This is a genomic window from Nostoc sp. 106C (genome assembly GCF_002154725.1).
Taxonomy (GTDB): Bacteria; Cyanobacteriota; Cyanobacteriia; order Cyanobacteriales; family Nostocaceae; genus Aulosira.
Window position 1 is genome coordinate 1 of sequence record NZ_MTAW01000001.1, and the last position, 1,370, is coordinate 1,370.

General features: G+C 45.8%; 1 protein-coding gene. It reads left to right on the forward strand.

The features are described from left to right. Positions 1-8 precede the first annotated feature (8 nt). The coding region (locus tag BV375_RS00005) for a condensation domain-containing protein (protein ID WP_279432879.1) at positions 9-1,370 on the forward strand (1,362 nt) is incomplete at its 3' end.

Sequence of the window (1,370 nt, forward strand, 5' to 3'; positions counted from 1 at the left end):
TACAAAAAATTCCCAAACTAAGCAACAGAGAATCACTACCGCTATCATATGCGCAACAAAGGATGTGGTTTTGGGAGCAACTACAGCCAGGCAGTTCTATATATCACATAGCGCAAGCACTGCAATTACAAGGCGACCTCAACATTCCAGCACTACAAAAATCATTGAATGAGATCGCCGCACGCCACGAAGCATTACGCACAAACTTTATTGTGCAAGATGGTAACCCAGTCCAAGTAATCCAAGAACCCCGTGCAGTCGAACTACTGGTATTCAACCTTCAAGATATCCCAAACAGCGATCGCCCCAACCAAATCGAGCAACTACTACAACAGCAAACACATAGACCCTTTGACTTCGCCAGCGATTTGATGGTGCGTGGCTGTTTGCTGCAACTTGACAAGCAAGAACACATCTTAGTGTTAGTAATGCACCACATTGCCAGTGATGGTTGGTCAATGAATATCGTTTGGCAAGAGTTGGCAGATTTATATCAAGCCTTTGTTAGTGGACAACCCAACCCCCTAGTGGAATTGCCGATTCAGTATGCGGACTATGCTGTTTGGCAACGTCAATGGCTAGAAGCACAAGTCCAACAAACCCAACTCAACTATTGGCAACAGCAACTAGCAGCTGCACCCCCAGTACTAGAATTACCGACAGACCGTCCGCGTCCACCAGTCCAGACATACCAAGGTGCAGGACAATCTTTCACCCTATCCCCGGAGTTAAGCCAAGCACTGCAAAAGCTGTCACGGCAAGAAGGTGCGACATTATTCATGACCTTGTTAGCAGCATTCCAGACTCTGCTATATCGCTACAGCCGACAAGAAGATATCTTAGTTGGTTGTGCGATCGCCTCACGCAACCATCAAGAAATTGAGGGGTTAATCGGCTTTTTTGTCAATACCCTAGTCATGCGTACCGATATGTCTGGTAATCCCAGTTTTCTCCAATTACTCCAGCGGGTGCGCCAGGTAGCTTCGAGTGCTTACGCACATCAAGACTTACCCTTTGAAAAACTAGTTGAACAACTGCAAATCGAGCGCTCATTAAGCTATCACCCCTTATTTCAGGTGATGTTTATCCTGCAAAATACGCCAACTCAAGATTTAGAGTTACCAGGATTAAGCGTCGTAGCCCAAGAAATTGACAATGATAAAGCCGCATTTGACCTGACCTTGGAGATGTTAGAAACACCCACAGGTATCAAGGGGAAGATACAGTACAATACTGACTTGTTTGATGCTGCCACGATCTCGCGGATGATTGAGCATTTGCAAACCTTGTTGGCAGGGATTGTGGCTCAGCCAGAACAAAATATCGCTAAATTACCACTACTGAGTGTTAGCGAACAGCATCAGCTTTTG